The 23703-nt window shown below is 65.4% G+C and carries 26 protein-coding genes and 1 tRNA gene; 7 read left to right on the top strand and 20 right to left on the bottom strand.

The features are described 5' to 3' along the window. Positions 1–3: 3 nt before the first annotated feature. The 5 genes from feoB to RCAP_RS00440 form a co-directional block, all read right to left on the bottom strand. Positions 4–2343, bottom strand: a complete 2340-nt coding sequence (gene feoB, locus RCAP_RS00460; protein WP_013065839.1) for a Fe(2+) transporter permease subunit FeoB — start codon at positions 2341–2343, stop codon at positions 4–6. Then, on the bottom strand, positions 2340–2588 hold the full coding sequence (locus RCAP_RS00455) for a FeoA family protein (protein ID WP_013065838.1): 249 nt from the start codon (positions 2586–2588) through the stop codon (positions 2340–2342). Before RCAP_RS00455 ends, feoB begins: the two co-directional genes overlap by 4 nt. Beyond that, positions 2585–2854, bottom strand: coding sequence for a FeoA family protein (locus tag RCAP_RS00450; protein ID WP_013065837.1), 270 nt, complete (start codon positions 2852–2854; stop codon positions 2585–2587). Before RCAP_RS00450 ends, RCAP_RS00455 begins: the two co-directional genes overlap by 4 nt. A 140-nt stretch (positions 2855–2994) precedes the next feature. Beyond that, entirely contained in the window at positions 2995–3951 is a 957-nt protein-coding gene (gene dmeF / locus RCAP_RS00445) for a CDF family Co(II)/Ni(II) efflux transporter DmeF (RefSeq protein ID WP_013065836.1), read from the bottom strand. A gap of 8 nt (positions 3952–3959) precedes the next feature. Beyond that, complete coding sequence (locus RCAP_RS00440; RefSeq protein WP_013065835.1) at positions 3960–4238, bottom strand: metal/formaldehyde-sensitive transcriptional repressor; 279 nt, start codon at positions 4236–4238, stop codon at positions 3960–3962. A 152-nt stretch (positions 4239–4390) separates the two neighbouring features. On the opposite strand from RCAP_RS00440, the gene RCAP_RS18225 reads away from it, so the two are divergent. Then, positions 4391–4852 (top strand): hypothetical protein, encoded by a 462-nt coding sequence (locus RCAP_RS18225; RefSeq protein WP_013065834.1) that lies wholly within the window; start codon positions 4391–4393, stop codon positions 4850–4852. A 47-nt stretch (positions 4853–4899) separates the two neighbouring features. Here the strand turns inward: RCAP_RS18225 and RCAP_RS00430 are convergent. The 8 genes from RCAP_RS00430 to RCAP_RS19765 form a co-directional block, all read right to left on the bottom strand. Further along, positions 4900–4976 (bottom strand) — tRNA-Pro (locus RCAP_RS00430). 58 nt (positions 4977–5034) lie between these two features. Next, the gene (locus RCAP_RS00425; protein WP_013065833.1) at positions 5035–6003 is read right to left on the bottom strand and encodes a DMT family transporter; all 969 of its coding nucleotides are present in this window, start codon (positions 6001–6003) and stop codon (positions 5035–5037) included. A 114-nt stretch (positions 6004–6117) separates the two neighbouring features. Then, positions 6118–7227, bottom strand: a complete 1110-nt coding sequence (gene leuB / locus RCAP_RS00420) for a 3-isopropylmalate dehydrogenase (RefSeq protein ID WP_013065832.1) — start codon at positions 7225–7227, stop codon at positions 6118–6120. 69 nt (positions 7228–7296) lie between these two features. Next, a complete protein-coding gene (locus RCAP_RS00415) occupies positions 7297–8391 on the bottom strand; it encodes an endonuclease/exonuclease/phosphatase family protein (protein ID WP_023910783.1) in 1095 nt (364 codons plus the stop codon). Continuing rightward, positions 8277–9104, bottom strand: coding sequence for a hypothetical protein (locus RCAP_RS00410; RefSeq protein WP_013065830.1), 828 nt, complete (start codon positions 9102–9104; stop codon positions 8277–8279). The genes RCAP_RS00415 and RCAP_RS00410 overlap by 115 nt, the downstream gene beginning before the upstream one ends. Before the next feature lie 266 nt (positions 9105–9370). Continuing rightward, the gene (gene leuD, locus RCAP_RS00405) at positions 9371–9976 is read right to left on the bottom strand and encodes a 3-isopropylmalate dehydratase small subunit (RefSeq protein ID WP_013065829.1); all 606 of its coding nucleotides are present in this window, start codon (positions 9974–9976) and stop codon (positions 9371–9373) included. A gap of 12 nt (positions 9977–9988) precedes the next feature. Then, positions 9989–11395, bottom strand: a complete 1407-nt coding sequence (gene leuC / locus RCAP_RS00400; protein ID WP_013065828.1) for a 3-isopropylmalate dehydratase large subunit — start codon at positions 11393–11395, stop codon at positions 9989–9991. A 78-nt stretch (positions 11396–11473) separates the two neighbouring features. Then, on the bottom strand, positions 11474–11578 hold the full coding sequence (locus RCAP_RS19765; protein ID WP_013065827.1) for a hypothetical protein: 105 nt from the start codon (positions 11576–11578) through the stop codon (positions 11474–11476). Positions 11579–11674: 96 nt separating this feature from the next. Between RCAP_RS19765 and rsfS the strand changes: the two genes are divergently transcribed. The 6 genes from rsfS to RCAP_RS00370 all read left to right on the top strand — a co-directional run bounded on the left by rsfS (position 11675) and on the right by RCAP_RS00370 (position 17255). Next, positions 11675–12151 (top strand): ribosome silencing factor, encoded by a 477-nt coding sequence (gene rsfS, locus RCAP_RS00395; RefSeq protein ID WP_013065826.1) that lies wholly within the window; start codon positions 11675–11677, stop codon positions 12149–12151. 7 nt (positions 12152–12158) lie between these two features. Further along, entirely contained in the window at positions 12159–12626 is a 468-nt protein-coding gene (rlmH, locus tag RCAP_RS00390; RefSeq protein WP_013065825.1) for a 23S rRNA (pseudouridine(1915)-N(3))-methyltransferase RlmH, read from the top strand. A gap of 65 nt (positions 12627–12691) precedes the next feature. Further along, complete coding sequence (gpmI, locus tag RCAP_RS00385) at positions 12692–14212, top strand: 2,3-bisphosphoglycerate-independent phosphoglycerate mutase (RefSeq protein ID WP_013065824.1); 1521 nt, start codon at positions 12692–12694, stop codon at positions 14210–14212. After that, on the top strand, positions 14209–15354 hold the full coding sequence (locus RCAP_RS00380) for a murein hydrolase activator EnvC family protein (RefSeq protein ID WP_013065823.1): 1146 nt from the start codon (positions 14209–14211) through the stop codon (positions 15352–15354). Before gpmI ends, RCAP_RS00380 begins: the two co-directional genes overlap by 4 nt. Before the next feature lie 2 nt (positions 15355–15356). Continuing rightward, a complete protein-coding gene (locus RCAP_RS00375; RefSeq protein ID WP_013065822.1) occupies positions 15357–16721 on the top strand; it encodes a S41 family peptidase in 1365 nt (454 codons plus the stop codon). A 45-nt stretch (positions 16722–16766) separates the two neighbouring features. Next, positions 16767–17255, top strand: a complete 489-nt coding sequence (locus RCAP_RS00370) for an RNA pyrophosphohydrolase (protein WP_013065821.1) — start codon at positions 16767–16769, stop codon at positions 17253–17255. 9 nt (positions 17256–17264) lie between these two features. On the opposite strand, the gene nadC is transcribed toward RCAP_RS00370, so the two are convergent. The 7 genes from nadC to RCAP_RS00335 form a co-directional block, all read right to left on the bottom strand. Then, entirely contained in the window at positions 17265–18107 is an 843-nt protein-coding gene (gene nadC, locus RCAP_RS00365) for a carboxylating nicotinate-nucleotide diphosphorylase (protein WP_013065820.1), read from the bottom strand. Then, the gene (locus tag RCAP_RS00360; RefSeq protein WP_023910780.1) at positions 18104–19666 is read right to left on the bottom strand and encodes an L-aspartate oxidase; all 1563 of its coding nucleotides are present in this window, start codon (positions 19664–19666) and stop codon (positions 18104–18106) included. Before RCAP_RS00360 ends, nadC begins: the two co-directional genes overlap by 4 nt. Continuing rightward, entirely contained in the window at positions 19663–20715 is a 1053-nt protein-coding gene (gene nadA, locus RCAP_RS00355) for a quinolinate synthase NadA (protein WP_013065818.1), read from the bottom strand. Before nadA ends, RCAP_RS00360 begins: the two co-directional genes overlap by 4 nt. 118 nt (positions 20716–20833) lie before the next feature. Further along, the gene (gene dnaQ / locus RCAP_RS00350; protein ID WP_013065817.1) at positions 20834–21529 is read right to left on the bottom strand and encodes a DNA polymerase III subunit epsilon; all 696 of its coding nucleotides are present in this window, start codon (positions 21527–21529) and stop codon (positions 20834–20836) included. Next, on the bottom strand, positions 21522–22118 hold the full coding sequence (gene coaE / locus RCAP_RS00345) for a dephospho-CoA kinase (RefSeq protein ID WP_013065816.1): 597 nt from the start codon (positions 22116–22118) through the stop codon (positions 21522–21524). Before coaE ends, dnaQ begins: the two co-directional genes overlap by 8 nt. Continuing rightward, positions 22115–22945 (bottom strand): shikimate dehydrogenase, encoded by an 831-nt coding sequence (locus RCAP_RS00340; RefSeq protein WP_013065815.1) that lies wholly within the window; start codon positions 22943–22945, stop codon positions 22115–22117. Before RCAP_RS00340 ends, coaE begins: the two co-directional genes overlap by 4 nt. Then, positions 22942–23541: a Maf family protein gene (locus RCAP_RS00335; protein ID WP_013065814.1), complete on the bottom strand. Its 600-nt coding sequence runs from the start codon at positions 23539–23541 to the stop codon at positions 22942–22944. The genes RCAP_RS00340 and RCAP_RS00335 overlap by 4 nt, the downstream gene beginning before the upstream one ends. Positions 23542–23703: the final 162 nt, after the last annotated feature.

Raw genomic sequence — 23703 nt, 5'->3', positions numbered from 1 at the left:
CTCCTATTGCGCCGCCACCGTGCGGGCGCGCTCGGCCCGGTTCGCCCAGAGCCGCAGCCCGCCGAACATCGCCGCCGAGACCAGCGCCAGACCGATCAGCCAGCTTGCCGAGGCCCCGGGATGCAGGCTGAACCGCGCCGCCTGATAGACGCCGGTGCCAAGGATCCAGCCCACCGCCGTCGCCCAGCCCGCCACGAAGACGGTCCAGCCCATGCCGGCTTCCCGCACCATCGCCGCAAGGGCCGCGGTGCAGGGGAAGTAAAGCAGTATGAACAGCAGGTAGGCATAGGCCCCGGCGGCGCCGTCGAAACGGGTCAGCATCGCCTGGCCGGTGGGGGTGGCATTGGCGCCCGCCTGCGCCTCGATCTCGCCCAGGCCGAGCGGGTCGGTCCAGTTCGCCAGCGCATCGCCGAGGTTCGCAGGCACGGTGGCCACGGCTTCGCCCAGCGCGGCGGGAAGGCTGAAGGGCGCCTCTTCCTCGGCCGGGGTTTCTTCCGCGGCCCCGGACGCGGACGCGGCGGCGGCATCGGCCTTGCCCGCCTCGGCATAAAGCGCATCCAGCGTGCCGACGACGGCCTCTTTCGCCAGAATGCCGGTGAAAACACCGACGGCGGCGGGCCAGTTTTCCTCGGTCATGCCCATCGGGGCGAAGATCGGGGTGATCGAGCGGCCGATTTCGCTGAGCACCGAATTGCGGCTGTCGGCATTGCCGAAGCTGCCATCCGTGCCCATCGAGTTCAGCACGTTCAGCACCATCACCATCGGCACGATGATTTTCGTCGCCTGGGTGACGAAATTGCGGGTCTTTTCCCAGGTGCGGATCACGACGCCCTTCAGCGTCGGCACGTGATAGGGCGGCAGTTCCATCACGAAAGGCGTGACCGGGCCCGAGAGCAGCGTCGATTTCATCACGAGGCCCGAGAGGATCGCCACCCCGATCCCCGCCATGTAAAGGCTGAACACGATCAGCCCGCCATGACCGGGGAAGAACACGGCGGCAAACAGCGCGTAAACCGGCAGCCGCGCGCCGCAGGACATGAAGGGCGCCATCAGGATCGTCATCAGCCGGTCGCGGTGCCGCTCGATGGTGCGGGTGGCCATGACTGCGGGCACGTTGCAGCCAAAGCCGACAATGAGCGGCACGAAGGCCTTGCCGGGCAGGCCGATCGCCCGCATCGCGCGGTCCATCACAAAGGCCGCCCGGGCCATGTAGCCGGAATCCTCCAGCGCCGAGAGGAAGAGGAACAGGAAGACGACGACCGGAATGAAGGTCGCCACCGTCTGCACGCCGCCGCCAAGGCCGGTGGCGAGGATCTCGCGCAGCCAGTCGGGGGTGCCGATGGCGGAAAGCGCATTGCCCAGCCAGTCGACAAAGATCGCCCCCGCGGCGATGTCGAAAAAGTCGATGAAGGCGCCGCCGATATCGATGGTGAACAGGAACATCAGATACATCAGCGCAAGGAAGATCGGCACGCCGAAGATGCGGTTCAGCACCACCCGGTCGATCCGGTCCGAGGTGGTTTCCGACACCCGGCGCTGGTCGCGGATCGTGGCCGCCATCACCTGCCCGATGAAGCCGTAACGGGCATCGGCAAGGACGATGTCGATATCCTCGCCCAGTTTTTCGGTCAGATCCTTGCGGGCTTTCGTCAGCGCGGCGACCAGCGCCGGATCGGGCGTGTCGCCCAGAAGGCTGTCGCTTTCCAGAAGCGAGAGCGCGGCCCAGTCGGCCTCCAATCCGCGCGCGGTGGCCAGCGGCTCGATCTGCGGGCGCAGGGCGGCGACGGCGGCCTGCACCGGCGCGGCGTGAAAGCTGGCCCGGTGCGGCTGAACGATCTCGTGGCCCAGCGCGGCGAGACCGGCCTTGAGCGCGGCGACGCCCCGGCCCTCGGCCGCGACGACGCCGTAAACCGGGCAGCCAAGGCTTGCAGAAAGCGCCGCCAGATCCAGTTTCAGGCCGCGGGCCTCGGCGATGTCGATCATGTTCACCGCCAGCACCACCGGAACCTTCATCTCCAGCAGCTGCGCGGTCAGATAGAGGTTGCGTTCCAGGTTCGAGGCATCGACGATGTTCAGCACCACATCGGCTTCCCGCGCGGCGACGAAATCGCGGGCGATCTGTTCGTCCAGCGACAGATCCCCCTCGGAGGCATCCAGCGAATAGGTGCCCGGAAGGTCGATCAGCTCGACCTCGGTCGTGCCGTCGCGGAACTTGCCCGACTTGCGTTCCACGGTGACGCCGGGCCAGTTGCCGACCTGTTGCCGGGCGCCGGTCAGCGCGTTGAACAGGGTGGTCTTGCCGCAGTTCGGGTTGCCGACGGTGCCGACGATCAGTTTCTTCATTGTGCGTTCTCCGACAGCATTTCAACCTGCAGGGCATCGGCCTCGGCCTTGCGCAGGGTCAGACGGAAGCCGCGGAGCGCGATTTCCACGGGATCGCCCATCGGCGCCACCCGCTGCACGGTGAATTCGGCCCCGGGCGTCAGCCCCATCGACAGAAGTTTCGCCCGATAGCCGCCCGCACCACCGGCCAGACGCACCACCCGGCCCCGGGCGCCGATCTTCATGTCCTTGAGCTGAATGGTCATTCCAGATCCCCCGTGCGGGTCTCGGTGACCAGGATCTTTTGCGCCACGCCGCGGCCGATGCCGAAGCGGCTGTCGCCGACGGCCAGCACCACATGGCTGCCCTCGCGCTGGACCAGCCGGATCACCCGGCCCGGGCCGATGCCCATCGCCAGCATCCGCGCCGAAAAATCGGCGCAGCCGGACAGGCTCTGCACGGTCAGCGCCACCCCAAGGGGCGCCATCGCCAAAGGCAAAGCCTTCAGATCGGGGTGAAAAGCCATGGTCATCCGACTGCCTCGCGTAATCTGACTGGATAAGTCAAGAACTGCGTCATTCCTGACTGAAATAGTATGGGTCAAAAGCGCGCAGCCGTCAAAGCCCCCCTGCCGGGGGGCTGCGAGAAGCGTGCCAAGCGGCGGGGCGCCGGTCAGCGCGCCGGGTTCACTTCGATGGTGACATGGGCAAGTTCGTGCAGATGCGCGAGCCTTGCGCGATAGGTGGCGGGGGGCTGCGGCGGGTCGGCCGTCAGCGCGACGATGGCGCCGTGCTGCCCCGGCCCGAGCTGCCACAGATGCAGGTCGGTGATCCGGGCCACGGGCGCAAGGGCCTCTTGGATCTCGGCGGGCAGGGTTTCCTCTGCGGGGATGTGATCGACCAGCACGCCGCCCGTCTGTTTCATCAGCCCGAAGGCCCAGCGCCCGATCACCACGGCGCCCAGCAGACCGATGGCCGGATCCAGCCAGACCCAGCCCCAGATCCGCCCGCCGATCAGCGCCACGATCGCCAGAACCGAAGTCAGCGCATCGGCCAGCACATGCAGATAGGCGGCGCGCAGGTTGCTGTCATGGCCGTGGGGGTGATGATCGTGGTGATCGTGATGGTCGTGATGGTGGGAATGATCCTCGTGCAGCAAAAGCGCCGAGCCGAGATTGACCACAAGCCCGATCCCCGCGACCAGGATCGCCTGGGTGAAATCGATGCCGACCGGATTGGCCAGCCGCCACAGGCTTTCCGCGGCGATCAGCACCGCAACCACGGCCAGCACCACCGCGCTGGCAAAGCCCGCCAGATCGCCGATCTTGCCGGTGCCGAAGCTGAAGGCCGGGTTGCGGGCTTGCCTGCGCGCATAGGCATAGGCGGCCGCGGTGATCGTCAGCGCCGCCGCATGGGTCGCCATGTGCCAGCCATCGGCCAGCAGCGCCATTGAGCCGAACACCGTGCCCGCGACGATCTCGGTCCCCATCATCGCCGCGGTGATGCCGATCACCAGCCGGGTGCGACGGGCGTTGCGATCATGATGCGCGCCCAGAAAGACATGGTCGTGCGGCGCCGCCATCCCGGCAAGACGGGGATTGGCGGCAGGATGGTCGGCGTGATCATGCATGGGAGCCTCTATTTCAGATAGATCCGCAGCGCCTTGGACAATTCCTCTGCACCGCGTCGGCGGGCCTCGGGGTCGTCGACCTCGCGGATGTGATGGGCCAGATGCGATTCGATCAGTTCCGCGGTCAGGCCGCTGACCGCGCCGCGCACCGAGGCGACCAGATGCAGGATGCCGCCGCAGTCGCGATCGGCCTCGACGGCGCGTTCGATCGCCTCGATCTGGCCCTTGAGCCGACGAATGCGCGACAAAAGGGCGGACTTGTCTTCGGGATGGGTCAGGTGGGACATGCTGGCTTTCGATATAGCTATAGGGGTATGGGTATCATATCGCGGGCGGCACGGCAAGGCGCGGACTTGACGTGACCAAGTAAAAAAGTCAACTATTTCCCACCCAGCCTTGCGCACGGCAGCTCTCCCCTTCCCTTTCGAAAGGTTCGCCGATGTCGCATCCCGGTTGTTCGTCCCGCAACGCCTTTGGCCCCGCGCCCGCGCCGGGATCACACCCCTGGGCGCTGCTGCAGATCCTGCGGCTGCAGATTCAAAGCCAGATCGCCCCCGAGCGGCACAGCTGGCAGCGCGGTCTGGCGCTGGCTTCGTCGGTCTGGGGAGAGATCGAGGGGCCGCAGGTCTTTGCCGCGCTGGCCGGGATGCTGGACCGGATGGGGCGGTCGCGGCGCTCGATGTTCCGGTTCTCGAACCCGGATTGCAGCGGCTGCGCCGCCGTGATGACGGCGCATGAATCGCTTTTCCTTCAGATCATTACCCTGATGTGGCAGCGGCAGAGCGAAAAGGCGGAACGCGCAGCCTTCCTCTTGTGCGAGGCGAATGACATCAGCGGCCTTGTGCAGGCGGCGACGCGGCTGGCGCAGGTGCTGCCGACACGGGCCGCTGCACGGCCCTGATCGCCCCGGGGGGCGACAATTCGAAAGCGTTTTCAGGGGGATTTACATGGTCGGAGCGAGAGGATTCGAACCTCCGACCCCCTGCTCCCGAAGCAGGTGCGCTACCAGGCTGCGCTACGCTCCGACCGTGTGGGGCGGGAGTTACCGAACCCCGAAGGTATTTGCAAGGGGGATTCGTGCGGCTATCTGCGCGTTCCCGCATTCAGCGCCCGTTGCAGGATCGAGGGCCGCGGCGTGGTGACGGTTTCGGTGCGGCCGCGGGTCCGCAGCACCGGGGTGTTTTGTGACACGTCGGCGGTGCTTTCGCGCCAGACGATGTAAAGCCCGGACAGAATCACCACCCCCGCGCCGACCACCGTCTGGGTGTCGACCGGCTCGCGGAACAGCACCCAGCCGAAGAAGACCGCCCAGAGGATCTGCGAATATTGCATCGGCGCAACGATCACCGCCTCGCCCAGCCGATAGGCCAGGATCGAGAGAAAGGCCGCGACAAGACCGAAGAGCGCGACGACCGCCATCAGCCCAAGGTCGGGCAGCTGCAACGGCACCCAGACGAAGGGCAGCGCCGCCCCCATCGCCAGGAAGTTGCCCAGAAGCGGCGACAGAAGCAGCACGACCGAGCGTTCCTCGTGGCCGATCTTGCGCACGATCACCGAGGCAAGCGCCCCGCAGAAGGCGGCGAAGACTGCGGCCAAATGCCCGAGGCCCAGTTCGGCCTGGCCGGGGCGGACGACGATGATCACCCCGATCAGCCCGACGACGACCGCGGCCCAGCGGTGCCAGCCGACACGCTCGCCCAGGATCGGAATCGCCATGATCGTCAGCAAAAGCGGCATGGCGAACAAAAGCGGATAGACCTGCGCCAGCGGCAGATGCGCAAAGGCATAAAAGGCGCTGACCGAGGTGGCGACCGTGGCGACCGCGCGCAGGATCACCCAGAACGGCCGCACCGGGCGCAGGCTGCCCGCGCGGGGATCACGCAGCAGGATCACCGTCAGCAAGGGAAAGGACAGCAGCGCGGCAAAGAAGATGATCTGCACCGCGGAATAGCTGTAGCCCAGCTGCTTCACCACCGCGTCATGCGTGGCATAGATCGCCATCGACAGAAGCCCCAGACCGGCCCCTTTCGCGTTCTGCTTTCCCGAATGCATGGATGTCCTCCGTTACCGCTGACAATCGCGCCGAAGCGCCCCGGATGCAAGCGGTGGCAATGAAAACGGCGCGGGGTGGTTACCCCCGCGCCGTCCTGTCGTCTGGTCGGAAGATCAGAGGCTGGCGTTCAGCGCCGCAAGAATCTTGTCGCCCATTTCGGTGGTCGACACCGGCTGGCCACCCTCGGGGCCCATCAGATCGGCGGTGCGGACGCCATCGGCCAGGACTGTCTCGATCGCCTTTTCCAGCCGGGTGGCCTCGTCGCCCTGATCGAAGCTGTAGCGCAGCGCCATCGCGAAGGAGAGGATGCAGGCGATCGGGTTCGCCTTGCCCTGCCCCGCGATATCGGGCGCCGAGCCGTGCACGGGCTCATACATCGCCTTCGGACGGCCATTCGCCATCGGCGCGCCAAGGCTGGCCGAGGGCAGCATGCCGAGCGAGCCGGTCAGCATCGCGGCGCAGTCGGAGAGCACGTCGCCAAAGAGGTTGTCGGTCACGATCACGTCGAACTGCTTCGGCCGCCGGACCAGCTGCATCGCGCCGTTGTCGGCATACATGTGGCTGAGTTCCACGTCCGGGTATTCGTTGTCATGCACCCATTGCACTTCCTCGCGCCACAGGATGCCCGATTCCATGACGTTGGCCTTCTCCATCGAGCAGACCTTGTTGTTCCGACGGCGCGCCAGCTCAAAGGCCGATCGCGCCACGCGGCGGATTTCCTCGGTGGTGTAGACTTGGGTGTTGATGCCCACGCGCGAGCCGTCGGGCTGGGTGGTGATGCCGCGCGGCGTGCCGAAATAGACGCCCGAGGTCAGTTCGCGCACGATCATGATATCCAGACCGGCGACGACATCCTTTTTCAGCGAGGAAAAATCGGCCAGCGCGTCAAAGCACTGCGCCGGGCGCAGGTTCGCGTAAAGGTCCATCTCCTTGCGCAGACGCAGCAGGCCGCGTTCCGGCTTCACCGAGAAATCGAGCACGTCATATTTCGGCCCGCCGACAGCGCCCAGCAGCACGGCATCGACTTCCTGCGCTTTCGCCATCGTCGCATCGGCCAGCGGCACGCCGTGGACATCATAGGCGGCCCCGCCGACCAGATCCTCGCTGACGTCGAAGGCAAGCCCGCGCTTGTCCCCATACCAGGAAATGATCTTCTTCACTTCGGCCATGACTTCGGGGCCGATGCCGTCACCGGCAAGGATGAGAAGGGAAGGGTTGGCCATCGTTTTCTCCAATGGAACAAGGGTTTCAAGCGGCCTAGCCGAGGGCCGGGGCGGGGTCAAGCGCGGGTCTTACGGCAGCGCCAGATCGACCCACACAAGACGGTGTTTGCTGGCCCGCGGATCGCCCAGCGTGCCCGCCGCCTGCACCTTCAGCCCGGCGGCTGGCAGGATGTAATCCACCCGCAGCGGCCCGACCGTGCCGCCGAAATCGGCGGTGGCCAGCGGATGGCCCGCGGGCGCGTCGGTGGCGGTCGGGCGCGGGTCCTGCAGCCGCGGATCGGCCAGCAGCTTGCGCATCGCTGCGCGTTGTCCTTCGCCGCGGTCGGGGTCAAGATTTGCCAGCCCCATGAGCACGAAAGGCGCAGACGACCCCGCCCGGGCAAGATAGTGCCGCCAGAACGCGGTTTCATCGGCATTACGACGGCCGTTGCGATCCTCGGGACCGTCGAAAACCGGCGTCGTGGCGGCATAGGCCCAGATGTGCAAGGCCCCTGCCCCGGTCTGCACCGGCACGTCCCAGAACGCGGTCGAGGCAAGCCGCTGCACCGCCCCGGCACCCTCTGGCAGGTCCGCCTGCGGCAGCTGCGATCCGGGCAGATCCGCCCACAGGAAGGCCGAGAAATCCCGCGCCTGATCCGTCAGGATCGGCCGTTTCGAGAGCAGCGCCAGGCCATGCTGGCCGGTGAACTGCCCGTAGCCCTGCGCGTCGCGGGGCTCGGAGAACCTGCCGTTGCCGTCGATGTCGAAACCGGTGTCGTTCCCGGTGTTGGGCTGCGGCGCATGGGCAAAGGGGTAGTCAAGCCCCTGCCCCGCCAGCCGCCTTTGCAAGGCGCCCAGCGCCTCGGCGCGATAGTCCCAGTCGAGATCGGTCAGCAGCAGAACATCCGCTTTCGCTTCGGCGATCAGCGCGATGGCAGCCGTGATCTGCGGATCATTCCCCTTTTGCAGCGCCGCCAGCACCAGCCCGGGACCGGGGCGCGACAGGCCGGGGGAAAAGGTCGCCAGCCGCAGCGTCTCGGCCGCGGCGGGAAGGCCGAGGAAAACCGCGATCAGGCCGGATGCAACTCCGCCAAGCCCGAGACGCGGCGTTTTTCCTCGATCATGCTGGCCACCCGGCCCATCGCGATGCCGCGCATGAACAGGCTGGCGGGAAGGAAGGCCCATGCCGTCACCGTCCAGATCATCGTATGCGGCGATTCAAGCGTCACCGGGGAAAAGCCCGCCGAAAGCGCCTTGATCACCGCCGGAATCAGGAAGGGCAAAAGGAAGCCCAGCGCAATGTTGAACCAGGCGTCGCGGCGCAGCCGTTCGACCACGTCGCCACCCGCCGTGGGGTCGAAGGTCGGCAGGTTGACCCATACGTTGAACCCCTGCCCCGAGGTCGGCCAGCCCGTCGCCCGGATCATCACCCAGAAATACCCCAGCGTGAGCAGCGAGGTCATGTAGGCGATGCCGCCTGCGGTGCGGACGATCCCGATCTGCCCGGCCGAGGCGTCGGCGGGCAGCATCAGCACCAGAAGCCGCACCGGGGAATAGGGCAGGTCGATCGCGCGTGCCATCGCCGAGCCCAGCACATCGACGAAGAGCGTCAGCGTCGAAGGTTCGGTCCGGGCCAGAACCACCATCGACAGCATCCCCACCGTCGCCACAAGCGAGGCGTAGCGGATGCGGTTGAAGGGCGGCGCATCGCGAAACTCGATCAGCCCGGGATAGACCGAGGCATATTCGAAAAAGGTCAGCGCGGCGGCAAAAAGCCCGACCAGCGCCACGATCTGGCCGGTGTCGTCGCTGACGGTGGGAAGCAGCAGCGACGGCATGGCAATGACCGCAAGGACCAGAATTGCCCGCACCAATGCGCCCAGATAACGTGCCACCACGATTCTGCCCTTTGCCCTTGCCAGCTCCGATGCTTTGCCGGAGCCGTGCCAGTCGTTGCCGCCGATTGTGGCGAACTGCCTCATTCTTGCCATGAAATTGCCCTGTTTCGTCGGGGGTGGCAACGGATGCTTAACGTCTCGGTCCATAATCGGACGTTTTCTGGGAAGAACTAGTGCGCGAATGCATCAATTTTGGTGCAAAAATAAGGCCGCCCAGTGGGCGGCCCTTCATCTTGTGCTTCAAGGGGTTGGCGCCACTAACGGGCTCAGACCCAGGGGCGGGCCTGCGCCGATTGCGACTCGAAACTGTCGATGGCGGCGGCCTTTTCCAGCGTCAGCCCGATGTCATCGAGCCCGTTCAGCAGGCAGTGCTTCTTGAAGGCATCGACCTCGAATTTGATCACCTGACCGTCCGAGGTGGTGATTTCCTGCGCTTCCAGATCCACCGTCATCCGGGCGTTTTCGCCGCGGTCGGCATCCTTCATCAGCACCTCGACCTGTTCGGCGGGCAGCACGATCGGCAGCATCCCGTTCTTGAACGCGTTGTTGAAGAAGATATCCGCAAACGAGGTCGAGACGATCACCTTGATGCCGAAATCGGCCAAGGCCCAGGGCGCATGTTCGCGCGAGGAGCCGCAGCCGAAATTGTCGCCCGCGATCAGGATTTCCGTCTTGCGGTATTGCGGCTTGTTGAGCACGAAATCGGGGATCTCGTTGCCCGCGCGGTCATAGCGCATCTCGTCGAAGGCATGCACGCCCAGGCCGGTGCGCTTGATCGTTTTCAGGAACCCCTTCGGGATGATCATGTCGGTGTCGATGTTGACAAGCGGCATGGGGGCGGCGATGCCGGTGAACTTTTCGAACTTTTTCATGGCTTTGCCCCTTCAGATCAAGTCACGGACATCGGTCAGGTGGCCGGTCAGCGCGGCGGCTGCGGCCATTTCCGGGCTGACCAGATGGGTGCGGCCCTTGTAGCCCTGACGGCCCTCGAAATTGCGGTTCGAAGTCGAGGCGCAGCGCTCGTATTCGCCCAGCTGGTCGGGGTTCATCGCAAGGCACATGGAACACCCGGCCAGACGCCATTCAAAGCCCGCGTCGATGAAGATCTGGGCGATGCCCTCTTCCTCGGCCTGATGACGGACCAGACCCGAGCCCGGAACCACCATCGCTCGCATGCCGGGCTTGATCTTCTTGCCTTCGACGATCTTCGCCGCGGCGCGCAGGTCTTCGATGCGGCCGTTGGTGCACGACCCGATGAAGACCGTGTCGATGGCGATATCGGTCAGTTTCTGACCCGGGGTCAGGCCCATGTAGTCGAGCGAGCGCTTCACGGCCTCGACCTTGCCGCCGGTGAAATCCTCGGGCGCGGGAACGACGGCCGAGATCGGCAGCACGTCCTCGGGGCTGGTGCCCCAGGTGACGACGGGCTCGATATCCTCGCCGCGGATGGTCACGACCTTGTCGAAATGCGCGCCTTCATCGGTGAAAAGCGTCTTCCACCAGGCCAGCGCGGCTTCGAACTGCGCGCCTTTCGGTGCATGGGCGCGACCGCGGACATAGTTGAAGGTGGTTTCATCGGGGGCGATCAGACCGGCGCGGGCACCGCCCTCGATCGCCATGTTGCAGACCGTCATCCGGCCTTCCATCGAGAGCGACCGGATCGCCTCGCCGCAATATTCGATCACATGGCCGGTGCCGCCCGCGGTGCCGGTGAGGCCGATCACGGCCAGCGTGATGTCCTTGGCGGTGACGCCCGGACGCAGCTGGCCGGTGATTTCCACCTTCATGTTCTTCGATTTCTTCTGGATCAGCGTCTGCGTCGCCAGAACATGCTCGACTTCCGAGGTGCCGATGCCATGCGCCAGCGCGCCAAAGGCGCCATGGGTGGCGGTGTGGCTGTCACCGCACACCACCGTCATGCCCGGCAGCGTCCAGCCCTGTTCCGGGCCGACGATATGCACGATGCCCTGACGGATGTCGGTCACCGGATAATAATGGATGCCGAAATCCTTGGCGTTCCGGTCCAGCGCCTCGACCTGGATCCGGCTTTCCTCGTTTTCGATGTGTTTTTCACGGCCCTCGGTGGTGGGGACGTTGTGATCCGGCACGGCGATGGTCTTTTCCGGGCAGCGGACCTTGCGACCGGCCAGGCGCAGGCCTTCGAAGGCCTGGGGGCTGGTCACTTCATGGACCAGATGGCGGTCGATATAGAGCAGGCAGGTGCCATCGGCGTCTTCGCTGACGACATGGGCATCCCAGATCTTGTCATAAAGGGTCTTCGGAGCGGACATGGCTCTCTCTTTGGATAGCTGAGGAAGATCGTGGCCGAAACGGCCGGGCAGACAGGGGCGGACACCCCGCGGCCGACATCAAAGTCGGGCGAGGATGGAACGGCTTTCGCCGTAAAAGCGTTCCCGAAGCCGGGCGCGATCGTCCATGTCGAAGATGCGGATCATGGCCGCGATATAGGCCAAGGCGGGTCTTGACGCAAGGAAATTGGCCGCGATGTGACACCCTTTGCCACGGCTTCAGCAATTCTGTCGCCCATCGGTTGAGATTTCGCCCCCGCGATGTTAGGTTTGGCTTCGACCTGGCGCCCGGGGTTAGTGGCGTGTGGAGTTTCGGAGGACAATGTCCTGTCTCATCTCAATGCCGCGCCCGTCGCTTCGGGTGCACCGGTGGCAGCCATGACCATGAATGTCACGGATGCCGAAACGAGCGATCAGGTGCTGGCGCTCGTGCTGTCTTCCCTCGACGACGACAAGGCGGAAGACATCGTTTCGATCGATCTGCGCGGTCGGTCCTCGATTGCCGATCACATGGTGATCTGCTCGGGCCGGTCGTCGCGTCAGGTCGGCGCCATCGCCGAAAAGCTGACGGAACGGCTGAAGGAAGCCTTTGGCCGCAGCTGCAAGATCGAGGGCAAGGATCAGGGCGACTGGGTTCTGATCGACGCCACCGATGTGATCGTGCATGTCTTCCGCCCGGAAGTGCGCGAATTCTATCAGCTGGAAAAGATGTGGATGCCGACCGGCGCCAAGGTCTGATCGGCGCATGAAGGTCAGCATCTGCGCGGTGGGCAAGCTGCGCAAGGGCCCCGAGCTGGATCTGATCACCGATTATCTGGACCGCTTCGGCAAGGCCGGGCGGTCCTTTGGTCTTGGGCCGGCCACGATCCTTGAGGTCGAGGACAAGCGCAATCTGGGCATGGAGGCCGAGGCGGCGCTTCTGGAACGTGCGATTCCCGCCGGATCGGTGCTGGTGACGCTGGACGAGCGGGGGGATCTGGTCTCCTCGCCCGATTTTGCCACGCGGCTGGGCGGCTGGCGCGATGCGGCGCGGGATGTGACGTTCATCATCGGCGGCGCCGACGGGATCGCGCCTGCGCTGCGGGCGAAGGCGGACTGGTCGCTCTCCTTCGGCAAGATGGTCTGGCCGCATATGCTGGTGCGGGTGATGCTGGCCGAGCAGCTCTACCGCGCCGGGCAGATTCTGGCGGGCACGCCCTATCATCGCGTCTGATCCCGCCGAACTTGCCGTTTCGGCCGGGGCAGCGTAGGAAGGGGCAAATTCGTCAGGAGGCGCCGATGACCCGTCCGAAACCCGTTGTTCTGTGCATTCTCGATGGCTGGGGCGAGCGCGCCGAGACCGAGGGCAACGCGCCAAAACTGGCCCATACGCCGAACCTGAACCGGGTCTTTGCGACCTGCCCGAAAGCGACGCTGATCACCCATGGCAATGATGTCGGCCTGCCCAGCGGGCAGATGGGCAATTCGGAAGTGGGGCACACCAACATCGGCGCCGGGCGCGTCGTGGCGATGGATCTGGGCCAGATCGACCTTGCGATCGAGGATGGCTCGTTTTTCCAAAACGCACCGATCCTTGAATTCATTGAGAAAGTGAAAGCCGCGGGCGGTCGCGCGCATCTGATGGGTGTCGTGTCCGATGGCGGCGTGCATGGCCATATCGAACATGTTCTGGCGGCCTGCAAGATGATTGCCGGGGCAGGGGTTCCGGTCGTGCTGCATGCGATCACCGATGGCCGCGATGTCGCCCCGGATTCCGCGGCGCGGTTTGTCGATGATCTTTGCGCGCGTCTGCCCGCGGGCTGCAGCGTTGCCACCGTGATCGGCCGCTACTGGGCGATGGACCGCGACAACCGCTGGGAACGCGTCGGCACCGCCTTTGATGCGATGGTGAAAGGGCAGGGGTTCAGCGCCGCAACGCCCGCCGAGGCCGTCGCGCAAAGCTACGCGAAAGGCGAGATGGACGAATTCATCAAGCCGACGGTGATTGCGGGCTATACCGGCACGGCAGACAACGATGGCTTCTTCTGCCTGAACTTCCGCGCCGACCGGGCGCGGGAAATCCTGCGCACGCTGGGCGAGCCGGGCTTTGCGGAATTCGACGTCTCGGCGCGGCCGCATTGGTCAGCGATGCTGGGGATGGTGGAATATTCGGTCACGCATAACGCCTACATGACCGCCGCTTACCCCAAGCGCGATATCGTCAACACCTTGGGCGAATGGGTGTCGAAACAGGGGCTGACCCAGTTCCATCTGGCCGAGACCGAGAAATATCCGCATGTGACCTTCTTCCTGAATGGCGGCAAGGAAGCGCCCTGGGCGGGCGAAGATCGCTACATGCCGAAATCGCCGAAAGTGGCGACCTATGACCTGCAGCCCGAGATGTCGGCGCCCGAGGTCACCGACAAATTCGTCGAGGCGATCGAAAAGGGCTATGACCTGATCATCGTCAACTATGCCAACCCGGACATGGTCGGGCACACGGGCAGCCTTCCCGCCGCGATCAAGGCCTGCGAGGAGATCGACCGCGATCTGGGCCGGGTGCTGGCGGCGCTGGAAAAGGCCGGGGGGGCGATGATCATCACTGCCGATCACGGCAATTGCGAAACCATGATCGACCCGGTGACGGGCGGGCCGCATACCGCGCATACGACGAACCTTGTTCCGGTGACGCTGGTCGGCGGCCCCGCCGGGGTGCGGCTGCATCCGGGGCGGCTTTCGGATCTGGCGCCGACGCTTCTGGATCTGATGCAGCTGCCCGTGCCGCCGGAAATGACCGGCAAGACGCTGATCGACAGATGATCCGTCAGGCGGTCCTTGCCTTCCTTTTTTCGGCGGGGGCGGCCTTGGCCAGCCCTGCCGGTGACGTGGCACAAAAGGCCGCCGAGGATCTGCGCGCCTCGATCGAGGCTTTGGATGCGGCGCAGACCAAGGCCGACCGGGTGGCGGCGCTGACGCGGACGATCTCGGCCTATGAAAAGGGCCTGGGCGCGCTGCGCGACGGGCTGCGCCGTGCCGCTGTGCGCGAGGCCGAGATCCGCGCGAAATTCGAGGCGAAACGCGAAGATATCGGTCGGTTGCTGGGCGTGATGAGCACGATGAGCGGCACCGAGGGGCCGCTGCTGCTGCTGCATCCCTCGGGGCCCTTGGGCACGGCGCGGTCGGGAATGATGCTGGGCGCGGTGACGCCCGCGCTGCAGGCCGAGGCGGAAAGGATGCGCGCCGATCTGATCGAGATCGAAGACCTGCGCGCGGTGCAGGGCAATGCGCAGAAGGTGCTGGAAACCGGGCTGGCCTCGGTGCAGGCGGCGCGGACGGCTTTGTCGAAGGCGGTGGCGGATCGGTCGAAACTGCCGCGCCGCTATCTGGAGGAACCCGAAGAGCTGCGCGAGCTGGTCGAAAGCGTCGATACGCTGGAGGGGTTCGCCTCGGGTCTGGCCGATCTTGAAGGCGATATCGGCCCGCCGCTCGAAGATTTCGCAGGCGCCAAGGGCAGCTTGCCGATGCCGGTTCTGGGCACGGTGCTGCGCAAGTTCGACGAGGCCGATGCGGCGGGCATCCGCCGTCCGGGGCTGGTGGTGGCGACGGCGCCCGCGGCCCTGGTGACGACGCCCTGGCCCGCCACGATCCGCTATCGCGGCCCGCTTCTCGACTACGGAAATGTGATGATCCTGGAACCGGCGGAAGGCTATCTTCTTGTTCTGGCGGGGCTTGGCAGTGTCTATGGTGAGACCGGCGACGTGCTGGCCGCGGGGGCCCCGGTCGGGCTGATGGGCGGGCGCGAACCCGGGGCACAGGAATTCGGCGAGGATTTCCTGAAGAACGCGCAGATGGGGAGTGGCGCCACGCGCTCGGAGACGCTTTATATCGAGTTGAGGAAGGGCAAGAAGCCCGTGGACCCCGCGCCATGGTTCACCCCGACGAAAGACCAGAACAAGGGCTGAAAATGAAGAAATTCGTCATTGCCGCACTGGGCGGAACAATCGCCGGGACGCTGCTCTCGGTGCAGGTGGCGCCGCTGCTGGCGGAGGAGGCGTCGAAACCGGCCTCGGTCTATCAGGAGCTGGACCTGTTTGGCGACGTGTTCCGGCGCATCCGCGGCGATTACGTCGAACAGGTCGACGACAAGAAGCTGATCGAGGCGGCGATCAACGGGATGCTGTCCTCGCTGGATCCGCATTCGAGCTACATGCCCGCCGACGAATATGACGACATGAAGGTGCAGACGCGCGGCTCTTTCGGCGGTCTGGGCATCGAAGTGACGATGGAAAATGGCGCGGTCAAGGTGGTCTCGCCGATGGACGGCACCCCGGCCTCGGCGGCGGGGATCCTGTCGGGCGATTTCATCACCCATGTGAACGGCGAAAGCCTGATGGGGCTGACGCTGGATGATGCGGTGGACAAGATGCGCGGCCCGGTCGGCAGCGAGGTGACGCTGAAGATCGTGCGCGAAGGCAAGACCGAGCCCTTTGACGTGACGCTGACCCGTGACACGATCAAGCTGACCGCGGTCAAGGGGCGGCTGGAGGCCAATACGGCGATCCTGCGCATCACCACCTTCAACGACCAGACCTTCCCGAACCTGCAGGAAAGCCTGAAGAAGGTCGCCGAGGAAGCGGGCGGCATCGACAAGCTGAACGGGGTGATCCTGGATCTGCGCAACAACCCGGGCGGGCTTTTGACGCAGGCGATCGCGGTGTCGGATGCCTTCCTCGACAAGGGCGAGATCGTCTCCACCCGCGGCCGCAAGCCCGAGGAAAGCGAGCGGTTCAACGCCACGCCGGGCGATCTGGCGCAGGGCAAGCCGATTGTCGTTCTGATCAACGGCGGCTCTGCCTCGGCTTCGGAAATCGTCACCGGGGCGTTGCAGGATCATCACCGCGCCATCGTCGTGGGGACGAAAAGCTTCGGCAAGGGCTCGGTGCAGACGGTCATTCCGGTGCAAAATGACGGCGCGATGCGGCTGACCACCTCGCGCTATTATACGCCCTCGGGGCGGTCGATCCAGGCTTTGGGGATTGCCCCCGACATCGTCGTGCCGCAACCGCCCGCCGCACCCGAGACCGACAAGGCCGAGGACACCCCGGAAACCCGGTCCGAAGCCGATCTGCGCGGCGTGCTGTCGAACGACTCGATGACCGAGGACGAGAAGAAGCAGGCCGAGGATGAACGCGCCAAGGCCGAGGAGGCCGCAAAGCTGCGGCTGGAGGATTTCCAGCTGGCCTACGGGATCGACATCATCAAGGGGCTGGCGGTCGCCGGTCAGACGCTGGTGCCGGTCGATGAGCCGAAAGCCGCCGCGAAGCCGTAATCCTGGACCGGGGGCCGAAAGGCCCCCTTGCCACATGAGGACAAGATGACCCCCGAAGAGCTTGCCGCGCTGCCCTATCGCAAGAATGTCGGCCTTGTGCTGATCAATGCCGAAGGTCTGATCTTTGCCGGTCAGCGCATCGACAATCCGGGCCATGCCTGGCAGATGCCGCAAGGGGGCATCGATGCGGGCGAACGGCCGAAGGAAGCCGCGCTGCGCGAGTTGCAGGAGGAAACCGGGGTCCGGCCGGATCTGGTCGAGAAACTCGCCAAGACCGAGGATTGGCTGGTCTATGACCTTCCCGAAGAGCTGATCGGCAATATCTGGGGCGGGAAATATCGCGGCCAAAAGCAGAAATGGTTCCTGTTCCGCTTTCTCGGCCAGGACAGCGATGTGAATATCGCCACCGAGCACCCGGAATTTTCGGTCTGGCGCTGGATGGAACCGGCGGAACTGGTGGAAAAGATCGTGCCCTTCAAGCGCGCCGTCTATGAGCAGGTGTTCGACAGTTTCGCCGAACACCTGAAGAAATGATCTGAGCCGTCAGAAATCGAGGCCAAGATCGAAGGTGCGCGCCGAATGGGTCAGCGCGCCCGAGGAGATGTAATCGACTCCGGTCGCGGCGACTTCGGCGATGCGGTCCAGCCGCATGTTGCCCGAGGCTTCCAGCACGACGCGGCCCTTGGTCAGCGCCACCGCCGCGCGCAGGGTCGGCGTGTCCATGTTGTCGAGCAAGATCACGTCGGCGCCGCCGATCGAGAGCGCCTGTTCCAGCTGATCAAGGCTGTCGACCTCCAGCTCGACGCGCATCATGTGGCTGCGGGCGGCTTTCGCGGCCTCCAGCACGGCGCGGATGCCCCCCGCGGCGGCGATGTGATTGTCCTTGATCAGGATCGCATCCGACAGGCCGAAGCGGTGGTTCGAGCCGCCGCCATGGGCGACCGCGGTTTTCTCGATCAGGCGCAGGCCGGGGGTGGTTTTCCGCGTGCAGGTGATGCGGGTCTTGGTGCCGCGGGTTTGTGCGACGAAACTGGCGGTCAGGCTGGCAATGCCGGTCATCCGGCCGGCAAAGTTGAGCGCAACCCGTTCCCCCATCAGGATGGACGCCGCCGAGCCCGAAATCGTCATCAGGCATTGGCCCTTGCCGCAGGGATGGCCATCGGCGACATGGGTCGTGACGGCCAGCGCCGGATCGACCAGGCGAAAGGCAAGGGCGGCGACCTGCATGCCCGAAACCACCCCTTCCTCGCGGGCGTTCACCCGGGCCTCATACCGCGTCGTGGCGGGGACAACGGCGCGGGTGGTGACATCGCCCATCGGCGAAAGATCTTCCATCAGCGCGGCGCGGATCACGGGTTCGAGCAGGAAATCGGGCAGGTTGGTCATTCTTCCTCCAGCGCGCGGGACCGGATGGCCAGCGCTTCGGTCAGGGTCAGAAAGCTGCGTTTGGCCTGAACAGGGTCTGTTTTCGGGTAATCGGAGCGGTAATGACCGCCCCGGCTTTCGGTGCGGATCAGCGCCGCGGCGGCAATCAGCGTCGCGGTGGCGGTCATGTTACGCAGCGCCTCGCGCTCGGCCTTGGCCTCGATTTCCGCAAGCGTGCGCAGGGCGGCTTTCAGCCCCGCGGCGTCGCGGACAACCCCGACGCCATCGGTCATCGCCTGCCGCAGCCGGGCCACGGCGACCTCGTCCACCGGGGCACCGCCCGCGGGGAAGGACAGGGCAACGCTCTCGGCCGGTGTCACGGGGACCGTTTCGGCAATGCCCTCGGCACAGATGCGGGCAAAGACGAGGGCTTCCAGAAGCCCGTTCGAGGCCAGCCGGTTGGCCCCATGCAGCCCGGTCGAAGAGGCCTCGCCGCAGACCCAGAGCCGGTTCAGCGAGGATCGGCCGCGGTCATCGACCGCAATCCCGCCCATGTGATAATGCGCGGCGGCGGCCACCGGGATCGGCTGCGAAACAGGGTCTATTCCAGCTGAAAAGCAGGCTTCGGCCACGGCGGGAAAGCGTTTCGGCAGCTCGGCCCCCAGCACTTGGCGCGTATCCAGAACCGGGTTCCGCCCCGCCTGTCGTTCCAGATAGACGGCGCGGGCAACGATGTCGCGCGGCGCCAGTTCGGCATCGGGATGGATCGCCCGCATGAAGCGTTCACCCCGGTCATTGAGCAGAACGGCGCCTTCACCGCGCAGGGCCTCGGTCGCCAAGGGGGCCGGGTCTTCGCCCGTCGCAATCGCCGTCGGGTGGAATTGCACGAATTCCGCATCGGCGATCTGCGCGCCCGCCCGGGCGGCCATGCCGATGACCTGACCGCGGATGCGCGGCGGGTTCGTCGTGACGGCAAAAAGCCCGCCCGAGCCGCCGCCCGCCAGCAGCACCGCAGGGGTTCGGATCAGCACACGGCCGGTCGAGGCGGCGGCGGATTCGACCCAAAGCCCGGTGACAGCACCGTTTTCGACCTCGAGCCGCGTCGCGATCACGCCCTCGATCACCTGAACGGAGGGGCAGGCCCGCACGGCGGAAATCAGCGTCTGCATGATCTCGTAGCCCGCCTGATCGCCCTTGACCCGCACGACACGGGGGCGGGAATGGGCGGCCTCGCGCGACATCACGTAATCGCCCTGCGCATCGCGGTCGAAAGGCGCCCCAAGCGCGGTCAGGTCAAGAATGCGGTCCCGGGCTTCCTGTGTCACCAGCCGGGCGATGGCCGCATCGACCGTGCCCGCGCCCGCGGTTTCGGTGTCCTTCGCGTGATCCTCGGCGCTGTCGGGCGGCGCCATCGCGGCAGCCACACCGCCCTGCGCCCAGGCCGAGGAAGCGCCTTCGCCCAAGGTTTCGGGCGAGATCACCAGAACCGGATGCGGCGCCAGTTTCAGCGCCGCGTAAAGCGCCCCCAGCCCCGCGCCGACAATGACGACGCGCGGCGTCTCGATCACGGACTCGGTCACCGGGCCAGCTTTCGCGACAGGTCGATCATGCGCTCGACCGCCAAACGCGCCTTGCCCGCGATGGCGGGATCCACGGTGACCTCTTCGGTGCCCGCATGCAGCGACCACAGGATCTTTTCCAGCGTGATCATCTTCATGTAGGGGCACATGTTGCAGGGCCCCAGAAATTCGACCGAGGGCAGGGCATCGGCGATGTTCGAGGCCATCGAACATTCGGTGACCAGCATCACCTGCGCCGGTTTTTCGCGCGTGACGAAATCGATCATCCCCGCGGTCGAGCCGGAGAAATCCGCCTCGGCCACCACATCGGGGGGGCATTCCGGATGGGCGATGATCTTCGTGCCGGGGTGATAGCTGCGGAAATCGCGCAGATCTTGCGGCGTGTATTGTTCATGCACGATGCAGGAGCCCGCCCACCAGACGACGTTTTTCTGCGGCACGGCTTTCGCCACATTCTGCGCCAGATACTGGTCGGGCGTCATGATGATCGTGGGTTCGGGCAGGGCTGCGACGATCTGCGCCGCATTGGCCGAGGTGCAGCAGATGTCCGAGGCTGCCTTGACCGCCGCCGTGGTGTTGACATAGCTGACCACCGGCGCCCCGGGATATTGCGCCCGCATCTGCGCGATCCCCTCGGGCGTGATGCTTTCGGCCAGCGAACAGCCCGCCTGCGCATCCGGGATCAGGACGCGCTTGGCCGGGTTCAGGATCTTTGACGTTTCCGCCATGAAATGCACGCCGCATTGCACGATCGTCTCGGCCTCGACCTTGGTCGCCTCGATCGCCAGCTGCAGGCTGTCACCCACGACATCGGCAACGCCATGGTAAATCTCCGGCGTCATGTAGTTATGCGCCAGGATCACCGCGTTCTTTTCGCGCTTGAGCCGGTTGATCGCGCGGATATAGGGCGCGTGGCGGGCGAAATCGGGCAGGGGGATCACCCGCCCCATGCGGGCGTGAACCTCGGCCATCTCCTCGGCCAGCGTCAGCGAGGGCGCCAGATCATAGGCCTCGGCCAGAGAAGCGCGCATCGTAGCGAAGTCCAGCATGGGCTCCCTCCCCAAAACTGCGAACGCCCTAAACTGCGAACGCGATGCATCTAATGGCTGCGGGGCGGGGATGGAATGGGAAAATTGCCGCAAGGCTGCGTTTTGTGAAATTTATGTGTCAGCTGCGCCGCTTCCAGATCGCACCCTCGCCCAGTTTCGCGACAAAGGCGGCATGGGCTTCGGCCTCGGCCTCGGTGAGGCGCGGGGGCAGGGGAACCGGACGCGGGCGGGGCCGCCATTCGGTGCTGGAAACCGCGGATTTGGCCTGAACAGGGTCGATATTCAGCCCGAAACCGGGCTGCCTGCCGCCGATCAGTTCCAGATAGACTTCGGCCAGAATCTCGGAATCGAGCAGGGCGCCGTGCAGGGTCCGGGCCGAATTGTCGATGCCGAAACGACGGCACAGCGCATCGAGCGTCGCGGGCGAGCCGGGAAATTTTCGCCGCGCCATCGCCAGCGTATCCAGCGCCCGATCCATGGGGAGCAGCGGTTTTTGCACCCAGCCCAGTTCGGCATTCAGGAATTTCATGTCAAAGGCGGCGTTGTGGATCACCAGCTTCGAGTCATCGCCGATGAAATCGAGGAAATCCTGGGCGATTGCCCCGAATTTCGGCTTGTCGCGCAGAAAATCATCGCCAAGCCCGTGCACGGCAAAGGCTTCCTGCGGCATCGCGCGTTCGGGGTTGATGTATTGATGATAGGTCCGCCCGGTGGGGACGTGGTTCATCAGCTCGACGGCGCCGATTTCGACGATGCGATGCCCTTCGGAGGGTTCAAATCCGGTGGTTTCGGTATCAAGGACGATCTCACGCATGGCGGCTCCGCAGGGTTGCGATCAGCTTTCGCACTTCGGCGCGGGTCTGTTCAAGGGTCAAGGTCTCGATCACATGATCGGCGCGACGGCGCTTTTCCGCGTCGGGCAGCTGGCGGGCCAGGATCATCTCCAGCTGGGTTTCGGTCATCTGGCCGCGGGCAAGGACGCGGGCGCGTTGCACATCGGGCGCGGCGGTGACGACAAGCACGGCGTCGCAATCCCTGTCGGCGCCGGTTTCATAAAGCAGCGGAATGTCGAGAAGGATCAGATCCGCCGTTTCATGCGCCAGCAAGAAGGCCTGCCGCGCGGCCTGCACCAGCGGGTGAACCACCGATTCCAGCCGGAACAGAGCCTGTTTGTCGGCTTGCAGCAGGGTCTTCAGTCGGTCGCGATCCACCGCGCCATCGCGGATCGCGTCGGGGAAGATCGCGGACAGGGGCGCGACCGCGGCGCCGCCCTTGGCGTAAAGCGCATGCACGGTGGCGTCGGCATCCCAGACCGGAATGCCTTCTTCGGCGAAAAGCCGCGCCGTCGTCGATTTTCCCATGCCGATCGAGCCGGTCAGACCGAGACGGAACGGGCCTTTCATGCCGCCAGAACCACGGCGCGCAATTCCGGGGTGACCTCGGGGCGGCGGCCGAACCAGCGTTCAAAGCCGGGGACGGCCTGATGCAGGAGCATGCCAAGGCCGTCGACGGTGACACAGCCGCGGGCGGCGGCGGCGGTCAGGAAATCGGTGCGCAGGGGGGTGTAGACGCAGTCGGTGACGACCGCGGTCGGGGAAAGCGCATCCAGCGTCAGGTCGAAGGCGGCCTTGCCGGCCATGCCGAGCGAAGAGGTGTTGACCACGGTTGCGGCGCCGTCGAAGATCATCCCGACCTTCTCCCAATCCTGAACCACGACGCGGGGGCCGAATTCGGCGCAAAGCACCTCGGCCCGGGTGCGGGTGCGGTTGGAAATGCGGATCCCCGGGCAACCGGCCTCGAGCAGGGCGACGACGATGGCGCGGGCGGCACCGCCTGCGCCGATGACGGCGGCGGGGCCAGCCTTGGCCTGCCAGCCCGGGGCGCCCTCGATCAGATTGGCGAGAAAGCCGATACCATCGGTGTTGTCGGCGTGAATGCGGCCGGTTTCATCGAAAACCAGCGTGTTGGCCGCGCCGATCCGGGCGGCGCGGTCGGAAACCACATCGGCCAGGGCCAGCGCGGTTTCCTTGTGCGGAATGGTGATGTTGCAGCCGACGAACCCGGCTTTGGGAAGCGTCCGCAGCACGGCTTCCAGATCGCCCTCGGCCACGTCCATCGGGATGTAATGGCCGCGGATTCCATAGGTTTTCAGCCAGTGCCCATGCAGCGCGGGCGAGCGGGAATGATGGATCGGATGGCCGATCACCCCAGCCAGGGGAATGCGGGTCATGTCGTCAGATCTCCTCGGGCGCGCAGCCAGTTCAGAACCTCGATCAGGGGCAGGCCCAGAACGGCAAAGTAATCGCCCTCGACGGCGGAAAACAAGCGCACGCCTTCCTCTTCAAGCTTGTAGCAGCCGACGGCGTGGCGGATCGACTCCCAGTTGCGGGCGGTATAATCGGCGATGAAGGTCTCGGAGAGCGGATGCATGGTCAGGCGCACTTCGGCCAGATGACGCCAGAGCGGACGGCCGTCCTGCACCACGACGAGCGCGGACAAAAGCCGATGCGTCCGCCCCGAGAGCGCCCGTAGCTGCGCCCTCGCCTGATCCGGGCTTTCGGGTTTTGCGAAGATTTCGCCTTGCAATTCAAGCACTTGATCTGCGCCGAAAACCAGCGCGCCGGGATGGCGGGCGGATTGCTTCATCGCTTTCGCCTCGGCCAGCTGATCGGCGACATCGCGGGGCTTGGCGCCCTCGAGATCAAGCGCCTGGCGGATCGCCTCTTCATCGATGCGGGCGGGGGAGATCGTCACCGAAAGCCCGGCAGAACGCAGAAGCTGCGCGCGGATTTCGGAGGAAGAGGCCAGAACAAGGGGGGCCAGCATGTGGACCACCGTTGGGAAAACCGGAGGGCGACGCCTGGGGAGAAAGGGGGGCGCAAGATTTCCTCCCCGGGAAGGGGCGCGTTTGTCAAGGAACGAAAGGAGACTCTCCGCATGTGGGAAGGCCGAGAGGGCAGATGTGAGGAAGTGCCGCAACCCACAAGA

This window comes from Rhodobacter capsulatus SB 1003, from assembly GCF_000021865.1.
GTDB lineage: Bacteria > Pseudomonadota > Alphaproteobacteria > Rhodobacterales > Rhodobacteraceae > Rhodobacter > Rhodobacter capsulatus_B.
This window is presented reverse-complemented; position numbering and strand designations above follow the sequence as displayed.

Coding starts and splice junctions, on each gene's coding strand:
- RCAP_RS00415 (WP_023910783.1), bottom strand. CDS start 8,391: ATGGGCCTTCCTTCCCGCCAGCCTGTTCATGCGCGGCATCGCGATGGG.
- coaE (WP_013065816.1), bottom strand. CDS start 22,118: ATGAAAGGCCCGTTCCGTCTCGGTCTGACCGGCTCGATCGGCATGGGA.
- nadC (WP_013065820.1), bottom strand. CDS start 18,107: ATGACCAACCTGCCCGATTTCCTGCTCGAACCCGTGATCCGCGCCGCG.
- RCAP_RS00340 (WP_013065815.1), bottom strand. CDS start 22,945: ATGACCCGCATTCCCCTGGCTGGGGTGATCGGCCATCCGATCCATCAT.
- rlmH (WP_013065825.1), top strand. CDS start 12,159: ATGAAGGTCAGCATCTGCGCGGTGGGCAAGCTGCGCAAGGGCCCCGAG.
- RCAP_RS00455 (WP_013065838.1), bottom strand. CDS start 2,588: ATGACCATTCAGCTCAAGGACATGAAGATCGGCGCCCGGGGCCGGGTG.
- RCAP_RS00425 (WP_013065833.1), bottom strand. CDS start 6,003: ATGCATTCGGGAAAGCAGAACGCGAAAGGGGCCGGTCTGGGGCTTCTG.
- RCAP_RS00440 (WP_013065835.1), bottom strand. CDS start 4,238: ATGTCCCACCTGACCCATCCCGAAGACAAGTCCGCCCTTTTGTCGCGC.
- nadA (WP_013065818.1), bottom strand. CDS start 20,715: ATGCTGGACTTCGCTACGATGCGCGCTTCTCTGGCCGAGGCCTATGAT.
- RCAP_RS00370 (WP_013065821.1), top strand. CDS start 16,767: ATGACCCCCGAAGAGCTTGCCGCGCTGCCCTATCGCAAGAATGTCGGC.
- feoB (WP_013065839.1), bottom strand. CDS start 2,343: ATGAAGAAACTGATCGTCGGCACCGTCGGCAACCCGAACTGCGGCAAG.
- leuD (WP_013065829.1), bottom strand. CDS start 9,976: ATGAAAAAGTTCGAAAAGTTCACCGGCATCGCCGCCCCCATGCCGCTT.
- leuB (WP_013065832.1), bottom strand. CDS start 7,227: ATGGCCAACCCTTCCCTTCTCATCCTTGCCGGTGACGGCATCGGCCCC.
- RCAP_RS00380 (WP_013065823.1), top strand. CDS start 14,209: ATGATCCGTCAGGCGGTCCTTGCCTTCCTTTTTTCGGCGGGGGCGGCC.
- gpmI (WP_013065824.1), top strand. CDS start 12,692: ATGACCCGTCCGAAACCCGTTGTTCTGTGCATTCTCGATGGCTGGGGC.
- RCAP_RS18225 (WP_013065834.1), top strand. CDS start 4,391: ATGTCGCATCCCGGTTGTTCGTCCCGCAACGCCTTTGGCCCCGCGCCC.
- dnaQ (WP_013065817.1), bottom strand. CDS start 21,529: ATGCGTGAGATCGTCCTTGATACCGAAACCACCGGATTTGAACCCTCC.
- RCAP_RS00375 (WP_013065822.1), top strand. CDS start 15,357: ATGAAGAAATTCGTCATTGCCGCACTGGGCGGAACAATCGCCGGGACG.
- leuC (WP_013065828.1), bottom strand. CDS start 11,395: ATGTCCGCTCCGAAGACCCTTTATGACAAGATCTGGGATGCCCATGTC.
- dmeF (WP_013065836.1), bottom strand. CDS start 3,951: ATGCATGATCACGCCGACCATCCTGCCGCCAATCCCCGTCTTGCCGGG.
- RCAP_RS00450 (WP_013065837.1), bottom strand. CDS start 2,854: ATGACCATGGCTTTTCACCCCGATCTGAAGGCTTTGCCTTTGGCGATG.
- RCAP_RS00335 (WP_013065814.1), bottom strand. CDS start 23,541: ATGCTGGCCCCCCTTGTTCTGGCCTCTTCCTCCGAAATCCGCGCGCAG.
- rsfS (WP_013065826.1), top strand. CDS start 11,675: ATGTTAGGTTTGGCTTCGACCTGGCGCCCGGGGTTAGTGGCGTGTGGA.